This is a genomic window from Pseudomonas silensiensis, assembly GCF_050434865.1.
Lineage (GTDB): Bacteria > Pseudomonadota > Gammaproteobacteria > Pseudomonadales > Pseudomonadaceae > Aquipseudomonas > Aquipseudomonas fluorescens_W.
Window position 1 is genome coordinate 38,475 of the sequence record NZ_JBNDJH010000025.1, and the last position, 16,227, is coordinate 54,701.

Here is a 16,227-nt window from a genome sequence, read left to right on the forward strand (position 1 = left end):
CCTCCATCAATCTATGGAGCTACCTTACGGGCCGGACGCTTGAACGGACAATCAACGCTTTCGATAGTCGTCATTGATGCCAATGAGGCTTCGCTTCAGTCGACCACCAGATCCAGCATATGAACCACTTCCTGCTCGTTGAGCAGGCCTTTTCGCACCAGGTTTTCTGCCAGCAGCGAAAGAAACTTGGCGCTGCGATGGCCTTCCAGGTGCTTGAGTTCGGTCAGTGCGTTGTACACCTTGCTGGAAGTGCACAAGCCGACAATGCGGTGCGGGTTTTGCGTGGGCATGAGGTCGTCCTTGTTTTTATCAACCTGTTGTTAACGGACAGATCCAAGAGTGCGGACCCGACATGACATAAATATGACCGTTTTCCCCAAAGCGGGGGAAGGGCGGCGAGTCAATCTTGCCAATTTGAACCGCAAAGACTGTCCCGACAGCGACCTTGGCGAGATTTATCCAGACTTCTGCCGACGGACGGTCACAAAAAAGGCCCCGCTGTTGAGGCGGGGCCTGATGATTCCGTTACCAACGGCCATAGCCGTGGGGAGGGCCGTAGTAACCGCGCGGTGGACCGTAATAACCACGTGGCGGTCCGTAGTAAACCGGCGGCGGGCCGTAATAGACCGGTTGTTGCACATAGACCGGTGCCGGCTGGTAATAAACCGGTGGCGGGGCGTAGTAAACCGGTTGTGGTTGAGCGTAAACCGGTTGCTGTACATAGACCGGCCGATTGCTGTTGATGATGGCCGAACCGACGATGGCCGAGCCAACGATCGCGCCAAATACCGCCGGCCCTTCCCAACCGTGACCGCCGTGACCGCCGCCAGCTTCTGCCTGCCCTGCGATAGCAAGAGCACCGATCAGCAAGGCTACTGTGGGGATTTTACGGATCATGATAGTTCCTCGGTTCTTCGCCCCTGCGCTTGTGTCTGCAATAGACCCAAGGATTGTCGCGGGGATACTTCTAAGACAGCGTTTTTTTCAAAATCAGCACAGCCGTTGGGTAAATTTTGTGTAAGGTCTGTACTCGCTTCTTTACGGTTCTGTGAGGCCGTGTACAGACACACCGTTATGATCGATCAGACCCGATGGATTGGCTAATCCCGTCCATCTGAAAGTGCTATTCAAGGAGATTTTTCATGCAGATGAACCCCAACAGAGACACCCAGCTGTGCATGTCGCTTTCCGCACGTCCCGGGAACTTCGGCCTGCGGTTTCACAATCATCTGTATGAGCAACTGGACCTGAATTTTTACTACAAGGCCTTCAGCAGTCAGGATCTGCCAGGCGCCGTTGGCGGCATTCGCGCTCTGGGGATTCGTGGTTGCGGCGTGTCGATGCCGTTCAAGGAGGCTTGCATTGCGCTGGTCGATGAACTGGATCCTTCCGCTGCGGCCATTCAATCGATCAACACCATCGTCAACACTGACGGCCATCTCAAGGCTTACAACACCGACTACATCGCGATCGCCCAGTTACTTGACACCCACCAGGTGCCGAAGGCATTGACCTTTGCCCTGCGCGGCAGCGGCGGCATGGCCAAGGCGGTGGCCAGCGCCTTGCGCGATGGTGGCTACAAAAATGGCCTGATCGTTGCCCGCAACGAGCGTTCCGGACGGGCGTTGGCCGACTCGCTGGGCTATCGATGGCAAGCGGAGCTGGGTTCGGAGCGGCCGCAGATGCTGATCAACGTCACACCGATTGGTATGTCCGGCCCTGAGGCCGATCAACTGGCGTTCGATGTTGAAACCATCGCCGCTGCCGAGATTGTCTTCGATGTAGTGGCAGTTCCCTCGGAAACACCGTTGATTGTGCGCGCTCGTGCTGAAGGCAAGCGAGTGATCACCGGGCTGGAAGTGATCGCGATCCAGGCGCTGGAGCAGTTCGTGCTGTACACCGGGGTGCGACCGACCGATGAGCAGTTTCACAACGCCGTGGAATTTGCCCGAAGTGGCCTTGGCTATCCTGCTGCCCCGCCAGCGAAACCGTGACTGAGGTGACTCATGCATCCTGCCATTCTTAATCTGGATCAGGCCGAACTAGAGCCGCTGCCCGAAGCGTTTGCCCCGACGGGAGACACCGCCGACCGCTATCAGCAACGGCAGGCGCGCATCGGCCAGCAACTGGGCGCGCAGAAGCTGGGTTATCGCCTGTATGCGCTGGAACCGGGGATGCGTGGCAGCCCGTTTCACAGTCATCGGGTCAACGAGGAGATGTTTTACATCGTGGCCGGGGAGGGGGAGATTCGCTTGGGCGCTGAGCGCTTTCCCGTCCGCGCCGGTGATGTCATTGCCTGCCCGCCGGGCGGCCCTGAAGCCGCGCACCAGATCATCAACACCAGCAACGCTGAGCTGCGCTACCTGGCGGTCAGCACCCAGCAGTCACCCGAGATTTGCGAGTACCCGGATTCCGGCAAGTACGCGGTGATGGACGACTTCAAGGTCGACGCCGAGGGCAATACCTCAGGCTTCGTCGCCGTCGCCAGGCCGGCGGACGGCGTGGATTATTGGGACGGCGAGTAGCGCAGGGTTATTCGAGGCGGGCCAGACGCTCTTCCAGCGCCGCAATTCGCGCCTCAAGCTCTTCGATCCGCTCAACCGATACGCCGCCATTCGCGCCACGCTCGGTCGGGTTCTGCCGTGCCGCCAGGATCACTTCGATGTCCGCCGGGTCGCCCAAGGCGTGCATGTAGCGGTCTTCACGCTGACCGGCCTGGCGCGGGATCAACAGTGCCAGACCGCGAGCGATCAAGCGTTCCAGTTGATGCACCACCTGCTCGGCATCTTCAAAGTCATGCATGCGGCCGCTGCGGGTCAGCAGTTCATTGACCGTTTGCGGACCGCGCAGGAACAGCAGCCCCGCAAGAATGACCTGAGCCGGCACCAGTTCCAGTGCCTTGTCGACTTTGTGTTCCCAGCGATCCGCACGACTGCCCATCACCAGTTTGGTAAAGCCGCGTCCTTCGAGGGCGCGCAGGCTTTGGCCGACCTGACCCTGGGTCAGGTTCATCACCGGCTCGCGGCTGGTTTTCTGATTGCAGGCAATCACCAGCGCATTGAGGGTCAGCGGATAGGTTTCCGGGCTGGTGGCCTGTTTTTCGATCAACGACCCCAGAATGCGGATTTCCGTGCTGTTGAGTCGCGGCTCGTCGAAGGTCGTTTCTTGCTCGGTGCTCATGATTCTGCATTCCTTCCCGGGTTCATGATTTTCTCCTGCTGGCATGCACTTTAGATTGACGTGTGCCAATGGCAACTGAATTCGTCGCCGTACGATTGGCAATGGTCACAAAAGCTAAATCAATCTGTTACGTAATCTTAACAATCAGACGTGCACCGTATGCAGGGCTGCAGCGGACTGCGGCTCATCACGGGTACGGCGAAAATTCCTATCGACGACGTCACCGGCCTTATTAATTGTGCAGTGGAGCAAGGCATGAAGTTGACGTGGGCATCGACCCGCAATAATGCGCTGATCGGCGCGCGCCCGCTATGACCGTACTGGTCACCGGCGCCGCCGGTTTCATCGGGTATCACACGGTCAAGCGCCTGTGTCAGGAAGGTCTTGAGGTGGTCGGTATCGATAATCTCAACGACTACTACAGCGTGGAACTCAAACACGCACGGCTCAAGGAGCTGAAGCCCTTGGCGGGCTTTCGTTTCCAGGCGCTGGATATCGTCGACAAACCGGCCTTGATGGCATTGTTCAAGGATCACGGCTTCACCGAGGTTATCCATCTGGCTGCCCAGGCGGGCGTTCGCTATTCGCTGGACAACCCGGACGTGTATGCGCAATCGAACCTGACGGGTTTTCTGAATGTGCTGGAAGCCTGCCGGCACCATCGCCCCGAGCATCTGATTTATGCATCGAGCAGTTCGGTGTACGGCACCAACAGCAAAATGCCGTTCAGCGTCGAAGACCCCGTCGATCATCCGATTTCGTTGTATGCCGCCAGTAAGCGTGCCAACGAACTGATGGCCCACAGCTATTGCCATCTGTATGGACTGAAGGCCAGCGGCCTGCGTTTTTTTACCGTTTACGGACCTTGGGGGCGCCCCGACATGGCGCTGTTCAAATTTACCGAAGCGATCCTTAACGACAGACCAATTGACCTCTACAACCAAGGCCAGATGTCGCGCGACTTCACCTACATCGACGACATCGTCGAAAGCATTGCGCGGCTGCGCCCAAGACCGCCGTTATCGGACGGACCTGGCGATGGCGCCAACCGGATCTTCAACATCGGGCGCGGCACACCGGTGGCGTTGCTGGATTTCGTCGAATGTCTGGAGTCGGCATTGGACAGGGAGGCCCGGCGCAACTTCCTGCCGCTGCAGGCTGGCGACGTGGTCAAGACCTGGGCGGATGTGTCGGCATTGGCGCAGTGGGTCGATTTCCGTCCACAAGTGACGGTTGAGGCTGGCGTCGCGGAATTTGTGAAGTGGTATCGCCACTTTTACCAGAGATAAAACGTTGGCCCTTGATAATAAAAAATCCAGGGTAATAGGGGCCTCTATGAGCCAAGACATATTTGTATCCGTGCTGATTCCGGCAAAGAACGAGGCGAGCAATCTCAAATCGCTGCTCGAAGAAATCCGTATCGCACTGGCCGATGAGGCGTATGAAATCATCGTTGTGGACGATGGCAGTACTGACGCGTCCTTGCAGGAACTGCGGCAGACCCGGCACAGCGGCCTGGACACGTTGCGTATCCTGCGCCATGAGCGTTCGCTGGGGCAGAGCACTTCGCTCTATCATGCGGCGCTCGCCGCCCGGGGCCAATGGCTGGCCACGCTCGATGGCGATGGTCAGAATGACCCGGCGGACATCCCCGGCATGCTGGCATTAGTGCGCAGTGAGCAGGGCCGCGTCGACCTTCAGTTGGTGGCCGGGCACCGGGTCAATCGTCGCGATACCGCGAGCAAGCGCTGGGCCTCGCGTTTTGCCAACGGACTGCGCAGCCGCATGCTCAAGGACCAGACGCCGGACACCGGCTGCGGGCTGAAACTGATACAGCGCGCGGCGTTTCTGCGCTTGCCGTACTTCGACCACATGCACCGGTTCATTCCTGCGCTGATCCAGCGTCATAACGGCCGCATGATCACCCATCCGGTCAACCATCGCCCTCGCACGGCCGGGGTCTCCAAATACGGAAACATCGACCGCGCCCTGGTGGGCATTCTCGATCTGATCGGCGTCTGGTGGCTGATCAGGCGCACGCGCCTGCATGCCCATGCGCAGGAGATCGAAGGATGAACCTGTCCCGCGAAACCCTGTGGTTGGTGGTCGGTTTCACTGGCCAGATCGCCTTCACCGGTCGCTTTGTCCTGCAGTGGCTGTACAGCGAATACAAGAAACGCAGCGTGATTCCGGTGAGCTTCTGGCACCTGAGCATCGTCGGCAGTACGCTGCTGTTCGCCTATGCCATTTACCGACAGGACCCGGTTTTCATCGCCGGTCAGGCGTTCGGCTCCATCGTGTATTTGCGCAACCTGCAATTGATTGCCCGCAGCACAACCGTGAAGGATTGAACCGTGCGCCGAACCCTGTCACCCAGCGTCGAATGCCTGGGGCTGATGTTGCTTGCTCTTTTATTGGTCGGCGCCGGATTCGGGCTGCGTCAGCCGCAGAATGTCGACGAGGAGCGTTTTCTCGGCGTTGCGCTGGAGATGCTGCACAACGGTTCTTGGCTGATTCCGCACCGAGCCGCCGAGATCTACGGCGATAAACCACCGATTTTCATGTGGACGGTGGCGTTTTTCACCTGGATCACCGGGATGCCCGCGCTTGCCCTTTATATTCCGGGGCTTTTGTCTGCCACTTCGGTCACGGCCATGCTTTACGACCTGGGTCGCCGGTTGTGGAATCAGCAGGCCGGACGAACAGCCGCGCTGTTGTACTTGGCCACGTATCAGACCTACAGCATTCTGCGGACCGGTCAGATCGACAGTTTTCTGATTCTGTTCACTTCTCTGGGTATGTACGGCCTGGCCCGTCACCTGCTGCTCGGGCCCGCCTGGCGTTGGTTCTACGCGGGTTGCGCGGCCATGGGCATTGGCGTGATCACCAAAGGGGTTGGCTTTCTCCCGGCGTTGATGCTGATTCCGTATGCCTACGCGGTGCGCAAAGGCTGGCCTGGGGTGGTGGCCATGCCGGGCGAGGCGCGCAAGTGGTGCCTGGGGCTTTTGGTGGTTCTTGGCGCCGTCGCGATCTGGCTGCTGCCTTTGGCGGTGTCCATCGCATTCAATGGCGCCGCTGACGAAATCGCCTACGCACGGGAAATTCTTCTGCGCCAGACAGCGGGGCGCTATGCCGCCGCGTGGGATCACCGAGAACCGTTCTGGTACTTCTTCGTCAATGTCATCCCGCAATACTGGTTGCCGTTGGTACTGGCCTTGCCGTGGCTCGTGCCCGCCTGGCGCAGGCAGTTGCGCAAGCGCGACGGTCGAGTGCTGGTGCTGCTGGGTTGGGTTGTACTGGTCGTACTGTTCTTTTGCCTGAGCAGCGGCAAACGCAAGTTGTACATTTATCCGGCGTTGCCAGGGCTGGTGCTGGTTGCCGCGCCGCTGATTCCGTGGCTGCTCAAGCGCTGGTTCGGCACGCGCCCGCGCGGTCGGCGGGTATTCCAGGTGTTGGCCGTCACGTGGTTCACGCTGTGGTTCGCTCGCGGTTTCATCGACCCGGTCAAGGACGGACCCAATCCCCACGAGGCGCTGATGGCGCAAGCAGCGACAATGACTCAAGGCGCAGATCTGGTGCTGGTCAACTGGCGCGAAGGCCATTGGTTGTTCGCCCGACAGCCGATCGTGCATTTCGGGATGATCGGCTCCACGGTCGAGCAGGCCGCTCAATGGCTGCGCGAACACCCTCAGGCGTACGCCTTGGTGCCGGATGAGCTGCTGAGCCAGTGTTTCAATCCTCAGGCCGCCCGTGAACTGGGCGAAACTTCGCGTGCGCAGTGGTCGATTGTTGGTGCCGATGCTGATAACGGACGTTGTCATCCCGGACAGCCAGCCAATATCTATCGCTTCACCTGGGACCGCTCATGGCTATAATCGCTCCCACGTTTCCCTCCTGTCACAACACGAGACTGCCATGACTATTTCTCTGTACGCCGCTTCCGTTCCGGTTTTCAAACAAATGCTCAACGCCCTGAGCGATGTTTTGAACAAGGCCGAAGCCCACGCCACTGCCAAGAACATCGACCCAAATGCTTTCCTGCAAGCCCGTCTGTACCCGGACATGTTCCCGCTGGTCCGTCAGGTGCAGATCGCCGTTGATTTCGCCAAGGGCGTTTCCGCGCGTCTGGCTGAAGTTGAACTGCCGAAATACGACGACACCGAAACCACCTTCGCCGAGCTGCAAGCGCTGATCGCCAAAGTGCTGGCCTTCATCGGCGAGATCAAACCGGAACAGATCGATGGCAAGGAAGGTATCGAAATCATCACCCGTCAGGGCACGCCGAAAGAGAAGCGCTTCACTGGCCAGGCTTACCTGCTGACCTACGGTCTGCCGCAATTCTTCTTCCACGTCACCACCACCTACGCACTGCTGCGTCACAACGGTGTGGAAGTGGGCAAGCGCGATTACATGGGCGCGTTCTAAACCTCCTGACGTAAAAAAGCCCGCCAAGGTGTGAACCTTGGCGGGCTTTTTAATGCGCCGGATTTAAGCCAGGCGTTGTGCTTTCTCGTCTTCACCCAGGCACGCCGCGGCGGTGAACAGTACGTCGGTGGAGGAGTTCAGCGCGGTTTCCGCCGAGTCCTGCAGCACACCGATGATGAACCCGACGGCCACCACCTGCATGGCGATTTCACTGGGGATGCCAAACAGGCTGCACGCCAGTGGAATCAACAGCAACGAACCGCCCGCCACGCCCGAAGCGCCACAGGCACAGATCGCGGCGACGATGCTCAGCAGGATGGCGGTCGGAATGTCCACGGCGATGCCCAGCGTATGCACGGCGGCCAGGGTCAGCACGGTAATGGTGATCGCCGCACCCGCCATGTTGATGGTCGCACCGAGCGGAATAGAGACCGAGTAGGTGTCTTCGTGCAGGCCCAGGCGCTTGCTCAATTCCAGATTGACCGGAATGTTCGCCGCCGAGCTGCGGGTGAAAAATGCGGTGATGCCGCTTTCACGCAAGCACGTGATTACCAGCGGATACGGGTTGCGACGCAGCTTCCAGAACACGATGGCCGGGTTCATCACCAGCGCCACAAACAGCATGCAACCCAGCAACACCGCCAACAGATGCACATAGCCGATCAAGGCTCCGAAACCGGAGGTGGCGAGGGTCGAAGCCACCAGGCCGAAAATGCCCAGCGGCGCAAAACGAATCACCAAACGCACGATCAGGGTCACGCCATTGGACAAGTCGCCGAGCACTTCGCGAGTGGTGTCACCGGCATGGCGAATGGCAATGCCCATGCCAATCGCCCACGCCAGAATGCCGATGAAGTTGGCATTCATCAGCGCACTGACCGGGTTGTCGACCACGCTCAGCAGCAGACTTTGCAGCACTTCACTGATTCCGCCCGGCGCGGTCACCGCAACGTCGTGAGTGGCCAGTACCAGGCTCGAAGGGAACAACGTACTGGCGACAACGGCCACCACCGCCGCCGCAAACGTTCCCAGCAGATACAGGAACAGAATCGGTCGGATGTGGGTTTCCTGGCCGTGCTTATGGTTGGCAATCGAAGCCATGACCAGCACGAACACCAGAATCGGCGCGACGGCTTTCAGTGCCGATACGAAGACTTTGCCGATAAATGCGGTGGACTTCGCCACCTCCGGCGCGAACAGGGCCAGGGCAATCCCGGCGATCAGGCCGATGATGATTTGTGTGACCAGGCTTAAGCGTTGCAGGCGTAACCATAGCGAAGGGGTTGGAGCGGTCATAAAACGGCATCTCTGATTTTTTTTAGGTGCGGGGGTATCGCGACATCAATGCCAATCAATGGCCGATGAACAAGGTGTACGTATCGCAGGGCGCGGACTTTATCACAGCGTGGTCTTCATCCTTCAGACCTGTGACGATCTGCCGCCCGCGGGGCCAATGAGATCGGCAGGTTCGTGCAACCCTGATCGGAAACACTCTGTTAAGATTCGCCATCCTCATTTTCAAGTCATGCCAGTGGGCCTTCGGGTTATCGCTGGTGTTGTCGTTTTCTGGAGTTCTGCATGCTGTTGCCCATCCTTCTGTTGTCTGCCGCCGGTTTCACGGTGCTGACCACGGAATTCGTCATCGTCGGCCTGTTGCCGGCGATCGCTCGAGACCTTGAAGTCAGCATCCCCCAGGCGGGTTTGCTGGTGACCTTGTTCGCCTTCACGGTCGCCGCATTCGGGCCGTTCCTGACGGCCTATTTCGCGAGGTTCGAGCGCCGCAAATTGTTCATCTCGGTGCTGATCATGTTCGGCCTGGCCAACACCCTCGCGGCGTTTGCGCCGAATATCTGGGTGATGGCCGCCGCTCGGTTGATCCCCGCGTTGGGGCTGCCAGTGTTCTGGGCGCTGGCCAGTGAAACCGCGGTGGACATTGTCGGCCCGGACTACGCCGGTCGCGCCATCGCCAAGATTGGTTTCGGGATTGTCTGCGCCACGGTGTTCGGCATTCCGGTGGGCACACTGATCTCCGATGCATTCGGCTGGCGCAGTGCCTTCGGCATTCTGGCGGTGATCGCGTTTGCCAAGGCGTTGCTGCTGTTTATCTACCTGCCGAAAACCAATCTGCATCAGCATCAGGTGAGCTTTCGCTCGCAATTCAGGATCCTGCGCAGCCCTCTGATGGTGGGGCATGTGCTGCTGTCGATCCTGGTGTTCAGCGGCATGTTCACCGCTTATACCTACTTGGCGGACATTCTTGAGCGCCTGGCCGGTTTCAACGGCACGGTGGTCGGCTGGTGCCTGATGGGCTTCGGCGCGGTCGGCTTGATCGGCAACTCACTAGGCGGTCGCGCGGTGGATCGTCATCCGCTGATCGCCTCGATGATGTTCTGCGCGTTCATGATCGCCGGCCTGGTGGCGCTGGTGCCGAACATTCATTCGCCGCTGGGTCTGGCGGCGGCGATGGGGATTTGGGGCGTGACTCAGGCGGCGTTGTTCCTGGTCAGCCATGTGCGATTGATGATGGCTGCACCCGAAGCGCCGGCGTTCGCGGCATCGCTGAACATTGCCGGGGCTAACCTCGGGATCGGCCTGGGCGCCATGATCGGCGGTCGGGTCATCGACGGTGTCGGCCTGCAAGGTCTTGGTTTCGCGGCGGCCGCTTTTATCCTCGCCTCGATCCTCTTGGCCATCGCGCTGATGACCTTCAAACCCCGCGAAGTCTGCGCCTGACACCTCACATCTCGGTGAACAGCTCGCGTCGGGCACCTTCGGTAATGGCGACAATGCCGGGGTGCTTGACCTTGCGTTCCACCGAAATGGCGTAGAACGATTCGGTCACCGCGTCGGTCTGGCCAATCAACTCCACGCCGTATTGGCGTTTCACTTCATCGGCAATCACGCTCGGGCCGATGAAGATCCCGCTGCCGGATTGGCCGAAAGCCTGCATCAAGGCGCTGTCGTCGAACTCGCCGACGATGCGCGGCTGAATCTGCTGCTCGGCAAACCATCGCTGCAAGCGACTGCGCACCACGGTCTCCGGTCCTGGGATCAGCAACGGTGCGCCGTGCAGGCTGCGGGGGAAATCCTGACCGTATTGCGCCGCCAGTTCAGCGGTGGCGAAGAAGCTGATCCCGCATTCCCCGAGTTTCTGGCTGTAGCCCTTGATGTCCAGGTGCGAGGGCATCGGGCTGTCGGAAATCACCAGGTCGAGACGCTGGATCGCCAGGTCGGCAAGCAGGCGTTCCAGTTTGTCTTCGCGACAGGTGATGCGCAGCGGCTCGCTCAATTCCATGGTCGGCGCGATCAGTCGATAGACGATGGATTTGGGCACCACATCGGCCACGCCAACCCGAAACAGAATCTGCTGTTCGTTGGGCTGCGCTCGCAGCATCAGCTCCAGTTCGCCGCCCAGCTGAAACATTTGCTCGGCGTAGGGCAGGGTCTGACGGCCGGCCTCCGTAAGCTCAAGCTGCCGGCCGACCCGGCGAAACAGCTCGATGCCATAGGTTTGTTCGAGCAGGGAAATCTGCCCGCTGATGGTCTGCGGCGTCAGATTCAGCTGCTCGCAGGCGCGCACGATGCTGCCGGTCTTGGCCACCACCCAGAAATAATGCAATTGCCGATAGTTGAGCATGACGACCTACAGTTCGTTAAAACCGAAGTATAGCCGCTAAAAATACGAATTTTCCTGAAGTGTTTGCCTCCTTAGAATGCTCCGCTATCGACGGGTGGCCTTTTCGGCCCTGTCTGTTCTATCGAGGAAAGCATCATGAAGCTTAAAACCACGGCACTGCTGATCACGTCTTTACTGGTCCTGGCCGGTTGTGAACAGGCCGAAAAAAGCGCTCAGCAACTGATGGGCAAGGCTGCCGAAACCGCCAAACAAGCGATCGACGACACCCACAAAGCCGCAGAGCAGGCGATCAGTGAAGCCACTGGCGGGCTGATCAGCAAGAAAGAACATTCGGGCGAAGAGAAAGCTAAAACCGAATCGTCGTCCCAGGAAATCTAAACCGTCTTAAAAGAGTCAGGACTGACCCATGGAATACCTTTTAGAACTTGCTGCAAGCCCCACCGCCTGGGTCGCCCTGGCTACGTTGATCGTCATGGAAATCGTGCTCGGCATCGATAACCTGATCTTCATTTCGATCCTGACCAACAAACTGCCCGCGCAGCACCGGCAGAAGGCGCGGCGCATTGGTATCGGCATGGCGCTGATCCTGCGACTGGCGCTGTTGAGCACCATCGCGTTCATCGTCCAGTTGACTGAGCCTGTGATCGATATCTTCGGCCAGACGTTCTCCTGGAAGGACATGATTTTGATCGCCGGCGGCCTGTTCCTGTTGTGGAAGGCGACCACCGAGATCCATCACAGCATGGACCCTGCGCCGGATGATCCGACGTCGGCCACCTCGACCGTGACCTTGGGCTTTGCCGCCGCGATCGGTCAGATCCTGCTGCTGGACATGGTGTTCTCCATCGACAGCATCATTACCGCTGTCGGCATGACCGAGCATTTGCCGATCATGATCATCGCGGTGGTGGTGTCGGTGCTGGTGATGTTGCTGGCGGCTGATCCTCTGGCCAAGTTCATCAACGACAACCCGACGGTGGTGATGCTGGCGCTGGGCTTCCTGATCATGATCGGCATGACACTGATCGCCGAAGGCTTTGGCGCCCATGTACCGAAAGGTTACGTGTATGCGGCCATGGCGTTCTCGGCGACGATCGAGGGTTTGAACATGATGTCGCGACGGGCAAAGCAGAAGCGTATCGCCGCTGAAGCATAACCTGCGTTAAACGAAACGGCCGCCTGTGCTCGAAAGAGCCGGGCGGCCGTTTTTGTCTGGATACACAAGTGTGTCGATCAGTGCGCGGTAGCGTGCTGTTCAGCGGGTTTATCGGGTTTCGCCACCGGTGTCGATTGAGCTGGATGATGGTGCCGGCGGGTAATGCGCAGGACTCCCCATAACATGGCGGTGGCAACGGCCAGCCAGCCAGAAATCAACATCACAATGGTCATTGTCAGGCTCATCAGTGCCTCCTCTTCGCCCTGCTGCGGGCGCACACTCTTTGCACATGACAGTCTAGTCGCTGCTGTGTTTCAGGCTATTGACCAAAGGTCGGCGGTGACCAATCAGTTCGCTCTATCGAATGCCATCATCTGCCGGTTAAGGCTATACCGCTGCCGCGCGGCGTCCTATGATCGACGGCCAAGCCGGGAGCGCGAATGCCTGGCGTCTAAATCAAGAGAGTGATGATGGTGCGGGTATTTTCTCGAATTCGATCTTTAGTGCTGGTCGTTGGCTGCGTTGCAGGACTGGCTGGCTGCGCGGGTGTGGCGCCTGAAATCAAGCGCCTGCCGGAGCGTGTCGAGCTCAGTGGCACGTTCTACCGTGGCGTGGCGAATCAGAGTGGGCCGCAAGTGCTGGCCAGCATGTTGTCCCAGCAAGGCATTGTGATTACGCCAGGTTTGCTCGAAAAACCGTTGCATTTGCCGGGTGCCGAAGCCCAGTTGCAGCAGAACATGCAGAACCTCGCTCGCGAGTACGGCATGGTCGTCTATCCCCTCGACAGCAATCTTCCTGCACTGTTGACCCAGGTGGCGGCCGGTTATCCGGTCATGGTGCGTTTCACGGAAGGGGCGGCGTTCTGGGCTGAACCGCGTTACGCCATTCTTGCCGGGTACAACCGTCAGAAGCAGACAGTGCTGCTGCGCTCGGGCATGAATCGTCGGGAGTTGATGGGCTTCGGTTCGTTTGAATCGGCGCTCAAGGATGCCGGTGGCTGGGCCGTGCTGATCCAGAAGCCGAATCAACTGCCAGCCAATGTCGATCAACAGCGTTGGCTCAAGGCAGCGAGCGACCTTGCCCAGGCAGGTCAGGAGCAGGCGGCCGCCAGGGCGAAGAAAGCGCTGAACGCGCAATAAGTCCGTTCGTCATCTGTCGGGCACCCCTGCACGTTGCCGACCTCTAAAATAGTAGGGCCCGGATTTCTCCGGGTCAGACTCCAAGGAGGCGCCCATGGCAACTTCCACTACCCCTGTCGGCCCGCACTCATCTGAGCATTCTTCAGGTAATGAGTTGGGCTTCGATCCCGATTCGCCGGATCTCGCCGATCCTCAGGTCGACCCCATCGGACCTGCCAAAGCGCCCAGGGATGTGAAGCCGGGCGACAACCCCAAGGCGCCTGCGAAGCCTTACGATCCACTCGCCGATCTGAAGCCCTGAGCCTGAGTGAGGTACATATGTCTACCGATTCGAGTTTCGACGACAAACGTCCGGATAGCGTTCCAACCACGCCGGAAGAGGGTGTTGACCCCGTGATGGATCCGAACGATCCGTTAAGGGATCCCTTGGCGCGCCCGATGGTAGTGCCAACGGAACATCCGCGCGGCACGAGAGACCCGAGTGCCGGGGACGGCATTCCGGATGACGACCAGATGCCGCTTCCCAACGATTAACGCCGGACGAAAAAAAGCCCCGAATAGTCGGGGCTTTCTTTTACCTGTCGTTTAGTTATTTCGACGCTTCAACCACGCCGCTCTGACGATGCTTGAGGTTCTTGTCGGATTTGTACTGCAAGGCTGCAGTCGGCACGTTCGTGCCCCTGCCGGTTTCCACCCAACTGCGAATGCGAGTGGCATCGGCAAAGTGCGTGTACTTGCCAAAGGCGTCGAGGATGACCAGCGCAACCGGGCGATTGCCCATGCTGGTGACCAGCACCAGGCAGTGACCAGCCTCGTTGGTGAAGCCGGTTTTGGTCAGCTTGATGTCCCAGTTCGGCTTGTTGACCAAATGGTCGGTATTACGGAAACCCAGGCTGTAGTTGGGTTTACGGAACGAGACGGTTTTTTCCTTGGTGGTACTCAGCTCAGTCAGCAGCGGGTACTTGTGCGCAGCGATCAGCAGTTTGCTCAGGTCGCGGGCCGTGGACACGTTGCGAGGGGAGAGGCCGGTGGGTTCGACGAAGTGCGTGTTGGTCATGCCCAATGCTTTCGCTTTGGCATTCATTGCGGCAATGAACGCGACGTAGCCACCCGGATAATGATGGGCCAGGCTCGCGGCAGCGCGGTTTTCCGAGGACATCAGGGCAATCAGCAGCATTTCCTTGCGCGGCATTTCGCTGTTGAGTTTGACCCGGGAAAACACGCCTTTCATTTCCGGGGTGTCGCTGATGTTGATGTTGATGTATTCGTCCATGTTCTGCCTGGCTTCAACCACGACCAGGCCGGTCATCAGTTTGCTGACGGAAGCGATCGGCACAACCACGTCGGGATTGCTGGCATAGATGACTTTGTTGGTCTGCAGATCCATCAGCAATGCGCTGCCGGAGGCGATCTTCAGTGATGACGTATCTCGCGGCGCCGAAGTGGTGTCGGCAGCGTTGACCATTGGCGTGGTGAAAGTCCCTGTAAATGCAAAAAATAGGCTCAGGATGGAAAGACGGATTTTCACGCTGGCAGACTCGATAGGTGTGGATAAGCCGTTCTGTAACGGGTTGTTTCTTAAAAAACGACGCATTTTAGGAGTATGGCTGAAGAACTGTCGATGGTTGATCAATGAACAGGTCAAAGTCCTTGAAAACCCCTACAAACAGTAGGTTTCCGGCGAGCGGTAACGTTTTTGACTCGGGCAAAAAGAACCCCGCCAATGGCGGGGTTCCTTTGAACGTCGCAGCCATGAAAATGCGAACTCAGCCGTGCAGTGTTTCGGCTGCGTACAGCGTGTTTTCCAGCAGGCAAGCGCGGGTCATCGGGCCAACGCCGCCCGGGACTGGAGTGATCCAGCCGGCGCGGGGCAGGGCGGTGTCGTAGGTCACGTCACCGACCAGTTTGCCGTCTTCCTGGCGGTTGATGCCGACGTCGATCACGATCGCGCCTTCCTTGATCCACTCACCCTTTACCAGCCCCGGCTTGCCGGCGGCGACCACCACCAGATCGGCACGGCCGACGTGGCCTGCCAGATCCTTGGTGAAGCGGTGGGTGACGGTCACGGTGCAGCCGGCCAGCAGCAATTCCATGGCCATCGGGCGGCCAACAATGTTGGAGGCCCCGACAACCACTGCGTCCATCCCGTAGAGATCGACGCCGGTGCTTTCCAGCAACGTCATGATGCCTTTAGGCGTGCACGGACGCAGCAGCGGAATACGCTGGGCGAGGCGACCGACGTTATAAGGGTGGAAACCGTCGACGTCCTTGTCTGGACGAATGCGCTCCAGCAATTTGGAGGCGTCCAGGTGTTCAGGTAAAGGAAGCTGAAGCAGAACACCATCAATCGCCGGGTCGTCGTTCAGGCGATCGATCAGATCGGTCAGCGCTTCTTGAGTGGTTTCGGAAGGCAGGTCGTAGGCTTGGGAAATGAAGCCGACCTCTTCACAGTCTTTACGCTTGTGCGAGACATAAACCTGAGAGGCAGGATCGCTGCCGACCAGGATCACCGCGAGGCCGGGCGTGCGCAGACCTTGCTGGCGACGCTCGTTGACGCGTTTGGCGATCTGCTGGCGCAGGCTGGCGGCGATCGATTTGCCGTCGATTAGTTGTGCAGTCATTGCGCGTGATTAACCATCGAGAGGGAAAAAAAAGAGAACGCATTCTCGCATGTCATGAGGTGAGGGCAA

Annotated in this window: 20 protein-coding genes and 1 pseudogene; 13 read left to right on the top strand and 8 right to left on the bottom strand. The window is 58.9% G+C overall.

Features of this window, described 5'->3' with window-relative positions; genetic code table 11:
- Positions 1-95 precede the first annotated feature (95 nt).
- Together QF010_RS27455 and QF010_RS27460 are read right to left on the bottom strand one after the other, a co-directional pair.
- The gene (locus QF010_RS27455) at positions 96-290 is read right to left on the bottom strand and encodes a hypothetical protein (protein ID WP_003179723.1); all 195 of its coding nucleotides are present in this window, start codon (positions 288-290) and stop codon (positions 96-98) included.
- Positions 291-525: 235 nt separating this feature from the next.
- Positions 526-897: a hypothetical protein gene (locus QF010_RS27460; RefSeq protein ID WP_033057339.1), complete on the bottom strand. Its 372-nt coding sequence runs from the start codon at positions 895-897 to the stop codon at positions 526-528.
- Positions 898-1,142: 245 nt separating this feature from the next.
- Between QF010_RS27460 and QF010_RS27465 the strand changes: the two genes are divergently transcribed.
- A complete protein-coding gene (locus QF010_RS27465; protein WP_429534306.1) occupies positions 1,143-1,994 on the top strand; it encodes a shikimate 5-dehydrogenase in 852 nt (283 codons plus the stop codon).
- A gap of 12 nt (positions 1,995-2,006) precedes the next feature.
- Positions 2,007-2,525: a cupin domain-containing protein gene (locus QF010_RS27470; RefSeq protein ID WP_429534307.1), complete on the top strand. Its 519-nt coding sequence runs from the start codon at positions 2,007-2,009 to the stop codon at positions 2,523-2,525.
- 7 nt (positions 2,526-2,532) lie between these two features.
- Here QF010_RS27470 and QF010_RS27475 read toward each other — a convergent pair whose 3' ends face one another.
- Positions 2,533-3,180 (bottom strand): YceH family protein, encoded by a 648-nt coding sequence (locus tag QF010_RS27475; RefSeq protein WP_429534308.1) that lies wholly within the window; start codon positions 3,178-3,180, stop codon positions 2,533-2,535.
- Positions 3,181-3,491: 311 nt separating this feature from the next.
- On the opposite strand from QF010_RS27475, the gene QF010_RS27480 reads away from it, so the two are divergent.
- From QF010_RS27480 to QF010_RS27500, 5 genes are read left to right on the top strand one after another with little or no spacing between them, the layout of a single operon-like run.
- The gene (locus QF010_RS27480) at positions 3,492-4,469 is read left to right on the top strand and encodes an NAD-dependent epimerase (RefSeq protein WP_429534309.1); all 978 of its coding nucleotides are present in this window, start codon (positions 3,492-3,494) and stop codon (positions 4,467-4,469) included.
- A gap of 46 nt (positions 4,470-4,515) precedes the next feature.
- The gene (locus QF010_RS27485; RefSeq protein ID WP_033057326.1) at positions 4,516-5,256 is read left to right on the top strand and encodes a glycosyltransferase family 2 protein; all 741 of its coding nucleotides are present in this window, start codon (positions 4,516-4,518) and stop codon (positions 5,254-5,256) included.
- Positions 5,253-5,531, top strand: coding sequence for a lipid-A-disaccharide synthase N-terminal domain-containing protein (locus tag QF010_RS27490; protein WP_429534310.1), 279 nt, complete (start codon positions 5,253-5,255; stop codon positions 5,529-5,531). The genes QF010_RS27485 and QF010_RS27490 overlap by 4 nt, the downstream gene beginning before the upstream one ends.
- A 3-nt stretch (positions 5,532-5,534) precedes the next feature.
- Positions 5,535-7,055 carry an ArnT family glycosyltransferase gene (locus QF010_RS27495; protein ID WP_429510634.1) on the top strand — a complete coding sequence of 507 codons (1,521 nt, stop codon included), beginning with the start codon at positions 5,535-5,537 and terminating at the stop codon, positions 7,053-7,055.
- Between the two features lie 40 nt (positions 7,056-7,095).
- Positions 7,096-7,605, top strand: a complete 510-nt coding sequence (locus QF010_RS27500; RefSeq protein ID WP_033057319.1) for a DUF1993 domain-containing protein — start codon at positions 7,096-7,098, stop codon at positions 7,603-7,605.
- 63 nt (positions 7,606-7,668) lie between these two features.
- On the opposite strand, the gene sstT is transcribed toward QF010_RS27500, so the two are convergent.
- The gene (sstT, locus tag QF010_RS27505) at positions 7,669-8,901 is read right to left on the bottom strand and encodes a serine/threonine transporter SstT (protein WP_429534311.1); all 1,233 of its coding nucleotides are present in this window, start codon (positions 8,899-8,901) and stop codon (positions 7,669-7,671) included.
- Between the two features lie 282 nt (positions 8,902-9,183).
- Here sstT and QF010_RS27510 point away from each other — a divergent pair, with 282 nt between their 5' ends.
- Positions 9,184-10,338 carry an MFS transporter gene (locus tag QF010_RS27510; RefSeq protein WP_429534312.1) on the top strand — a complete coding sequence of 385 codons (1,155 nt, stop codon included), beginning with the start codon at positions 9,184-9,186 and terminating at the stop codon, positions 10,336-10,338.
- Positions 10,339-10,342: 4 nt separating this feature from the next.
- Here QF010_RS27510 and nhaR read toward each other — a convergent pair whose 3' ends face one another.
- Entirely contained in the window at positions 10,343-11,242 is a 900-nt protein-coding gene (gene nhaR / locus QF010_RS27515; RefSeq protein WP_033057311.1) for a transcriptional activator NhaR, read from the bottom strand.
- A gap of 135 nt (positions 11,243-11,377) precedes the next feature.
- Between nhaR and QF010_RS27520 the strand changes: the two genes are divergently transcribed.
- Positions 11,378-11,620: a hypothetical protein gene (locus QF010_RS27520; RefSeq protein WP_033057308.1), complete on the top strand. Its 243-nt coding sequence runs from the start codon at positions 11,378-11,380 to the stop codon at positions 11,618-11,620.
- Positions 11,621-11,648: 28 nt separating this feature from the next.
- Entirely contained in the window at positions 11,649-12,398 is a 750-nt protein-coding gene (locus QF010_RS27525; protein WP_429510631.1) for a TerC family protein, read from the top strand.
- Between the two features lie 77 nt (positions 12,399-12,475).
- Here QF010_RS27525 and QF010_RS27530 read toward each other — a convergent pair whose 3' ends face one another.
- Positions 12,476-12,643 (bottom strand): hypothetical protein, encoded by a 168-nt coding sequence (locus tag QF010_RS27530; RefSeq protein WP_197281739.1) that lies wholly within the window; start codon positions 12,641-12,643, stop codon positions 12,476-12,478.
- Between the two features lie 167 nt (positions 12,644-12,810).
- Between QF010_RS27530 and QF010_RS27535 the strand changes: the two are divergent.
- The 3 genes and pseudogenes from QF010_RS27535 (at position 12,811) to QF010_RS27545 (ending at position 14,071) form a co-directional block, all read left to right on the top strand.
- A pseudogene (locus QF010_RS27535) lies at positions 12,811-13,537 on the top strand (peptidase C39 family protein).
- A gap of 94 nt (positions 13,538-13,631) precedes the next feature.
- Positions 13,632-13,838, top strand: a complete 207-nt coding sequence (locus tag QF010_RS27540) for a DUF6021 family protein (RefSeq protein ID WP_033057300.1) — start codon at positions 13,632-13,634, stop codon at positions 13,836-13,838.
- A gap of 17 nt (positions 13,839-13,855) precedes the next feature.
- On the top strand, positions 13,856-14,071 hold the full coding sequence (locus QF010_RS27545) for a hypothetical protein (protein WP_082459106.1): 216 nt from the start codon (positions 13,856-13,858) through the stop codon (positions 14,069-14,071).
- Positions 14,072-14,126: 55 nt separating this feature from the next.
- Here QF010_RS27545 and pbpG read toward each other — a convergent pair whose 3' ends face one another.
- Together pbpG and folD are read right to left on the bottom strand one after the other, a co-directional pair.
- On the bottom strand, positions 14,127-15,065 hold the full coding sequence (pbpG, locus tag QF010_RS27550) for a D-alanyl-D-alanine endopeptidase (protein WP_033057298.1): 939 nt from the start codon (positions 15,063-15,065) through the stop codon (positions 14,127-14,129).
- Between the two features lie 238 nt (positions 15,066-15,303).
- Positions 15,304-16,158 carry a bifunctional methylenetetrahydrofolate dehydrogenase/methenyltetrahydrofolate cyclohydrolase FolD gene (folD, locus tag QF010_RS27555; RefSeq protein WP_429510627.1) on the bottom strand — a complete coding sequence of 285 codons (855 nt, stop codon included), beginning with the start codon at positions 16,156-16,158 and terminating at the stop codon, positions 15,304-15,306.
- Positions 16,159-16,227 lie beyond the last annotated feature (69 nt).

Bases quoted from the DNA above. Each gene is read 5' to 3' on its own strand.
- QF010_RS27545 (WP_082459106.1), top strand. From the start codon at position 13,856: ATGTCTACCGATTCGAGTTTCGACGACAAACGTCCGGATAGCGTTCCA.
- nhaR (WP_033057311.1), bottom strand. From the start codon at position 11,242: ATGCTCAACTATCGGCAATTGCATTATTTCTGGGTGGTGGCCAAGACC.
- sstT (WP_429534311.1), bottom strand. From the start codon at position 8,901: ATGACCGCTCCAACCCCTTCGCTATGGTTACGCCTGCAACGCTTAAGC.
- QF010_RS27465 (WP_429534306.1), top strand. From the start codon at position 1,143: ATGCAGATGAACCCCAACAGAGACACCCAGCTGTGCATGTCGCTTTCC.
- QF010_RS27540 (WP_033057300.1), top strand. From the start codon at position 13,632: ATGGCAACTTCCACTACCCCTGTCGGCCCGCACTCATCTGAGCATTCT.
- QF010_RS27480 (WP_429534309.1), top strand. From the start codon at position 3,492: ATGACCGTACTGGTCACCGGCGCCGCCGGTTTCATCGGGTATCACACG.
- folD (WP_429510627.1), bottom strand. From the start codon at position 16,158: ATGACTGCACAACTAATCGACGGCAAATCGATCGCCGCCAGCCTGCGC.
- QF010_RS27475 (WP_429534308.1), bottom strand. From the start codon at position 3,180: ATGAGCACCGAGCAAGAAACGACCTTCGACGAGCCGCGACTCAACAGC.
- QF010_RS27470 (WP_429534307.1), top strand. From the start codon at position 2,007: ATGCATCCTGCCATTCTTAATCTGGATCAGGCCGAACTAGAGCCGCTG.
- QF010_RS27485 (WP_033057326.1), top strand. From the start codon at position 4,516: ATGAGCCAAGACATATTTGTATCCGTGCTGATTCCGGCAAAGAACGAG.
- QF010_RS27510 (WP_429534312.1), top strand. From the start codon at position 9,184: ATGCTGTTGCCCATCCTTCTGTTGTCTGCCGCCGGTTTCACGGTGCTG.
- QF010_RS27530 (WP_197281739.1), bottom strand. From the start codon at position 12,643: ATGAGCCTGACAATGACCATTGTGATGTTGATTTCTGGCTGGCTGGCC.
- QF010_RS27455 (WP_003179723.1), bottom strand. From the start codon at position 290: ATGCCCACGCAAAACCCGCACCGCATTGTCGGCTTGTGCACTTCCAGC.
- QF010_RS27500 (WP_033057319.1), top strand. From the start codon at position 7,096: ATGACTATTTCTCTGTACGCCGCTTCCGTTCCGGTTTTCAAACAAATG.
- QF010_RS27490 (WP_429534310.1), top strand. From the start codon at position 5,253: ATGAACCTGTCCCGCGAAACCCTGTGGTTGGTGGTCGGTTTCACTGGC.
- QF010_RS27525 (WP_429510631.1), top strand. From the start codon at position 11,649: ATGGAATACCTTTTAGAACTTGCTGCAAGCCCCACCGCCTGGGTCGCC.
- QF010_RS27460 (WP_033057339.1), bottom strand. From the start codon at position 897: ATGATCCGTAAAATCCCCACAGTAGCCTTGCTGATCGGTGCTCTTGCT.
- QF010_RS27520 (WP_033057308.1), top strand. From the start codon at position 11,378: ATGAAGCTTAAAACCACGGCACTGCTGATCACGTCTTTACTGGTCCTG.